At 29.6% G+C, this 5,692-nt stretch carries 9 protein-coding genes; all 9 read right to left on the reverse strand.

Features of this window, described 5'->3' with window-relative positions:
- Positions 1-303 precede the first annotated feature (303 nt).
- A complete protein-coding gene (locus N5D90_RS16855) occupies positions 304-1,590 on the reverse strand; it encodes a T9SS type A sorting domain-containing protein (RefSeq protein WP_280063440.1) in 1,287 nt (428 codons plus the stop codon).
- A gap of 262 nt (positions 1,591-1,852) precedes the next feature.
- Positions 1,853-2,185 carry a T9SS type A sorting domain-containing protein gene (locus tag N5D90_RS16860; RefSeq protein ID WP_280063441.1) on the reverse strand — a complete coding sequence of 111 codons (333 nt, stop codon included), beginning with the start codon at positions 2,183-2,185 and terminating at the stop codon, positions 1,853-1,855.
- Positions 2,186-2,235: 50 nt separating this feature from the next.
- Entirely contained in the window at positions 2,236-2,760 is a 525-nt protein-coding gene (locus tag N5D90_RS16865) for a hypothetical protein (protein ID WP_280063443.1), read from the reverse strand.
- 364 nt (positions 2,761-3,124) lie between these two features.
- On the reverse strand, positions 3,125-3,427 hold the full coding sequence (locus N5D90_RS16870; protein ID WP_280063444.1) for a hypothetical protein: 303 nt from the start codon (positions 3,425-3,427) through the stop codon (positions 3,125-3,127).
- A gap of 132 nt (positions 3,428-3,559) precedes the next feature.
- Positions 3,560-3,808, reverse strand: a complete 249-nt coding sequence (locus N5D90_RS16875; protein WP_280063445.1) for a hypothetical protein — start codon at positions 3,806-3,808, stop codon at positions 3,560-3,562.
- Between the two features lie 3 nt (positions 3,809-3,811).
- Entirely contained in the window at positions 3,812-4,360 is a 549-nt protein-coding gene (locus N5D90_RS16880; RefSeq protein WP_280063446.1) for a hypothetical protein, read from the reverse strand.
- On the reverse strand, positions 4,335-4,781 hold the full coding sequence (locus N5D90_RS16885) for a lysozyme (RefSeq protein WP_280063447.1): 447 nt from the start codon (positions 4,779-4,781) through the stop codon (positions 4,335-4,337). The genes N5D90_RS16880 and N5D90_RS16885 overlap by 26 nt, the downstream gene beginning before the upstream one ends.
- Positions 4,782-4,863: 82 nt before the next feature.
- Positions 4,864-5,220 carry a hypothetical protein gene (locus tag N5D90_RS16890; protein ID WP_280063449.1) on the reverse strand — a complete coding sequence of 119 codons (357 nt, stop codon included), beginning with the start codon at positions 5,218-5,220 and terminating at the stop codon, positions 4,864-4,866.
- A complete protein-coding gene (locus N5D90_RS16895) occupies positions 5,220-5,606 on the reverse strand; it encodes a hypothetical protein (protein ID WP_280063450.1) in 387 nt (128 codons plus the stop codon). The genes N5D90_RS16890 and N5D90_RS16895 overlap by 1 nt, the downstream gene beginning before the upstream one ends.
- Positions 5,607-5,692 lie beyond the last annotated feature (86 nt).

The following is a 5,692-nucleotide window of genomic DNA, read 5'->3' on the forward strand; positions in this document are numbered from 1 at the left end:
CTCGAAAAGAAACCTTTTTGTAATGCAAAAATTAGAATAATTCCAATCATCGGAATCCAATAGTAAATTCCGTAACGAAAAGCTCTCGCAACATCATTGTGGAAGTAAAAAAAGATTGCCAAAACTGTAATTGCAATGATTTCTATTAAAGTTCCTTTCGAAAAATTGATAGGCGTATCTTTTATCTTTTTATAGATTTGACAGGTAATAATTCCTAAAATAAAATCGAAATAAGAAAATTAATTAAATAAAAAAATCTCAAGCATCTGCTCGAGATTTTTTTATGATATGAATAAAGGTAAATTATTTTTTCATTACTTTTTTCGTAACATCTTTACCATCAATAGTAGTTTTTAAAATATAAGTTCCTGTAGGTAAAGAAGAAATATTGATTTGTTTCTTATCAGAATCAAGAACTTTTTGTCCAGCCATATTGTATAAAACAGAAGCAGTTACATTTCCTTTACTTTCTATATTGATAACATCTGAACTTGGGTTTGGATATATATCAAATTTTACTGTATTAACTTCTGTAGTAGCTAATTTAGGTAAAGAAATAAGGAAAGAAACAACACCTTCATCGGTTTTGCCTAAACCAACAATTTTAGTTCCATCTTTAGACATTCCTAGAGGTAATGCGAATGTAATACCTAAATCATCATAACCAAGAGATTTTACATATTCATTTAATTCAACTCGTCCTGTTTTTTCAGTCCAAATAAATCCTTCTCCCATGAATGCAGGTCCAGGCCAAGGTCTATAAAAACCTACAATAACGCTACCGTCAGTATTTATAGCTGTTGCAGCCCCATTAAAATAGAATCCTTGTTTAGGATGTTCTATCAATTGTACGCCTGTTTCTTTACTGTAACGCATAGCTACATCTTCTCCCGTTGCACCAATCATCCATTTTCCGTTACCAGAAACTCCTGCTAATTCAAGAACTTCATATCCGTCTTGATCTAAAACTTGATGTCTTTCACCATTCTCCCAGTAAACACCCCAACGGTCAAAGTCAGTATCGTGCCAACCAACAACAATTTTACCATCATCACTAATTCCATTCGCTCGAGAATAATACTCGCCATCAGTTTTTAAATCTGTAAATCCAGTTGCTTCGTTCCACACAATACCATGAAAACTTCCGTCTTTAGTAGCACCTAATCCCGAAATATATTTTCCATCAGCACTCATTCCCCAAACAGAACTTGTTTCGTTATCTGAAACTCCCCCAAGTCCGCCTAGATATTTCCATGTGTCAGATTCGATATCATAAATAGACATTTGGTTTACACCTGTTTCAGGTTTAGCAACCATTACAGCAATTTTTTTACCATCAGCAGTAACCAATGGATGCCCTGAGTTTGAAGTGTCAGAAGCAATTTCTCCTAATAAATGAATACCTTTCTCTGGTGTCCAATAAAAATTATTATCAACTGTGTTTAATACTACAACTTTTCCATTTTCTGATACACTGTATGCAGTTTGACCATCTCCAACAACATAAACTTGTGCATTAACAAAGCTTGTTCCCCCAATTAAAGCTGATAATACAGCTAAACTTTTAAGTTTTGAGTAAATTTTTTTCATAATAAATTTCTGTGTTAATTAATTTGAATGATAAATTTAGACTTTATTAACTGAGGATGATTTGTTTTGGATAAAGTTATATTGTTTTCTTAAATTATAAAGAATAAAGTGTTGATTAATATTATTTTGTATGTTTTGTTAGTTAAATGATTTTAAGGAAATTCTTTGAATTAATTTTAATAATTTTTATTGAAAATATTATAGTAATAAATAAACAAGCCAGAAATTAATTTCCGGCTTGTTAAATATTGATTAATAAAATTTACTTTTTAATAATTTTTTTAGTGTTTTCATTTCCATCAATAATTGTTTTTAGAACGTAAGTACCTTTAGGTAGGGACGAAATATTAAGTTGTTTTTCATTAGTAGAAAGAACTTTTTGTCCAGTCATATTATATAATATTGATGAAGATAATTTTCCTTTTGTTTCAATGTTTATTATATCACTTGTAGGATTAGGAAAAACAGAATATTCAACTTGATTTACTTCTGAAGTTCCTAATTTAGGAAGAGAAATCATAAAAGAAACTGCTTCTTCAGTTGTTCTTCCTACACCGACAATTTTTGTTCCGTCTTTAGATATTGCATAAGGCAAAGAAAAGGTAATTCCTAAATTATCATATCCTAGATTTTTTACATATTCATCTAAACTGATTTTTCCTGTTTCCTTTGTCCAAATAAATCAACTAAACCAGTTTCTTTTGTCCATTTAACAGCGTGACCATATCCGTCAGATGTACTTGCGATTCCAACTATTGCCGATCCGTTTCCTGTCATACCCCATACAGAACTTGTTTCACTATCGACAATTTTACCAAGACCACCTAAATAATTCCACTCATCTTTTTCTAAATTATAAGTAGCAATTTGATTAATACCTGTTTTAGGATCAACAACATTAGTAGAAATTATTTTTCCGTCAGCTGTAACTGTAGAAACACCACCATTATAACTTCCAGGTACTATTTCTCCTAATTGTTGAACACCTTTATCTTTTGTCCAATAATAATTGTTGTCTAATCCAAAAAGAACAACAACATTTCCGTCGTTTGATACACTTGTTGCGTATTCTCCATTTCCAATAACATAGACTTGTGCATTAGTTTTATTACTAGCTAACATAAATACACCCATGGTTAAACCAATAAGTTTGAAGTAAATTTTTTTCATTATTTTAAAGTGTTAATTCATTGAATTATAAAATTATATTTTATTCTCAATCAATTGCTGTTTAGTCATGTATGTAAATGTTTATTCTGAAATAATAAAGTTTAAAGTGTTTATTATTAATAAGTTATTTTATTAATTGTAAAAATGCTTTTAATGAATATTCTTTTATTTAGTGAATCATAGAAAAGTAAATAATTTATAAAAGTGAATGTTTATAGATCATTGAAGTTGATAGCATTAAATAGTTATTAGTATAATCGCGAAATAGAAATGTACACGATTTTAAATTGAAATGTACATTTTTTCGCAGATTCTGAACAAATATATCACATCAATTGAGAAGTATTGTAAAAGCCCTTTAAAACTATTTTAAAGGGCTTTTACTTATTGGGTATGATAGTAAATCTAAATAAATAATATTATCATTTATATGATGAATCATATACACGAAGTCATCAATCTCCAAACAACCATCTGAAGCAAAGATAATTTCATCAAATTGATAGGTAGTTGAAACTATAACAGGACGAAAATAGCTATGATCAAAGGTATTAGTTATTGAATGTTTTGTTGAATTGTCTTTCAAATAATCAAGTGAAATTTCATACAAATTATTAAATTTAGTTGACTTAACAATATTATGTTTTATTAATCCTTCTGTTAACATCTTTTTTTTCAAAAATACTCAAAAAATATCACTTTTTTAGACTTAATTATTTGGTCAAACCAGTATTTATCACTATCTTTATAGTGTATTTAAGAGTTAAGTTTTGCTTAAACATTAAGACTAATTTGTCAGTCACATAGACTGAACTATCATTTCAATTTCATCATTTATATCAGAAATTAATTGTCCAATTGTTTCTAAATTAACATTAGATGATTCATCAATGAATTGATCGTTCTTAGATAATAACTCTAAAGCTCCTTTTGCTCCTGAAAGCATATCTAATTTAATTGAACTGTAGACCACCTCTTTTTCAGATTCTTCAACCTGAATAGATGAATCAATCTCTTTTTCAAAATTTGCTAATAATTCTTTTACCATAATTTATTTTTTAATTTGTTTAATACCTACATAAATAACTGTAGCAACTACGAGAACTGAACCTACAACAACATAAACCCAAATACTTATATCGGATTTTTCTTTTTCGGTATTGGATTTGAAACTATCAACTAATTGTTGACCACGTTCTTTTTTATATTGCTCTACACGAGCGTCAATAATAGAATCAAAAACAATTACAACATCATTACGAGTTAAATTCTTTACTTGCTCGGTATTTTCATTGTAATTAGCTTTTCCTTTTCCTGAAACATTTAACTCTGTGCCTTTTTCTGTACGATTTAAGACAACTTTCAGATCATTACCCTGTTCACCATCATATTGGACGTTTAATGCTTTTAAAACACTTTCAAACTCGTTAAAAGTTTGGTTTGTTTCAATTTTTGAAACTTTTGAGTTTAGTCGAAAAACAGAATCATTTTGTAAGAGGTTTTCTGTCTTGATTTCCGTTTTCTCTACTTCCTTTGTTTTGCGTTTAGTGGCACAACTCAGCACCAAAAACAGACTAAGAAAAATACAAAGCTGCTTCATCTTTACGTCTTTTTACAAGTCCATTAAACTTTTTACCACCAGCATTCACCCATTGCATGAATTCATTTGCAATTGTAGGATCATTCGGATTTTTATTTACTTTCTTCAACAATGTTGATTTTCCTAAGTTGTTTGCTCCGAGATTGTAAGTAAAGCTTACCAACGCATCAAATTGATTTTGATTGATTGGTTTTGTCACCAACAAAGCGACTTGATTCTCATACACTTTTAGCATTTGGACTAATAAGTCAGATGCTTGTTTTTCTGTCAATGGTTTATCCTTCATCGTTACTTTTACTTTGTTTGGATAATAAGTTGCACCATATCCAATGGTTGGAATACCGATAGGATCTTCGTAAGGTTTAGCAAAAAAACCTTCATATTTCTTGATTAGATCAAGTCCTTTTTTACCTGTTTTCATATTAATTTTAAAATGAGTTTATCCTCACTCGTATGTTTTACGAGTGTAATTTGATTGATTTTAATTGTGTTTTAAATGATGTTTAAACGTCCCAGTCGATTGACTTTGCGCAATGGTTTTTGTCTATAAAATTTAGAATTTTAACCAAGAATTTTCCTGTTTTGGTAAGTGTACCGAAATACTCGTTTTTCCCTAAAACAGATGAAATCGTTTCGTTAATATTTCCGTGTTTGTAACCTTTTTCTTTGACAAACCAAGCATTAAACAACGATCTGTATTGCGAATTTCCAAACCTGTCAATCGCTAAAGCTTCATTACGGAAATAGCCGTTTAATCTTTTCCAAGTGAATTTCTTTTTGATTAAAATCACGTAAATGAAATTAATCGGTTCAATCGCTAAATACAGCAACTTTGCTAGGATTACTAAAATGAAATTCATTAATCAAAACGTTTTAATTCTGAATCGTCGTTCAAAATTCCTTGTTTCAAAATTGGTTCTAAAGCTTGTAAAATCATTGCTTGATAAGCATCGAATGCAGGAACTTTAATTTCGTTCCCATCTTCGTCCAAAATTGGTTGATTTTGTTTATCACGCTTTTTGATTTCGTAATCATTGCTAACAATCCAATCTTTTACTTCTCTAGTGAACTCATGTAAAAGTGTTCTTACACCTTCAACATCTTTAAAATGTTCTATTCTTGCAGAAATAGGCATTTGTTTTACATCCATGTTATCAGCTGTTCTGTAAACCACAACATCGCGTTCTAAATCTGTTAGAACAGGATGATTACTTATTTTTTGTCTTACTTCGTACATGATTTCCATATTGGTAGTAGTTTTTAATTAGTTTAAATATTGTAAATAAATTAAATTAACATTAACAGGATTATCTGACGTTGCAGATGGAGTTA

The organism is Empedobacter sp. GD03797, assembly GCF_029842105.1.
GTDB classification, from domain to species: Bacteria; Bacteroidota; Bacteroidia; order Flavobacteriales; family Weeksellaceae; genus Empedobacter; species Empedobacter falsenii_C.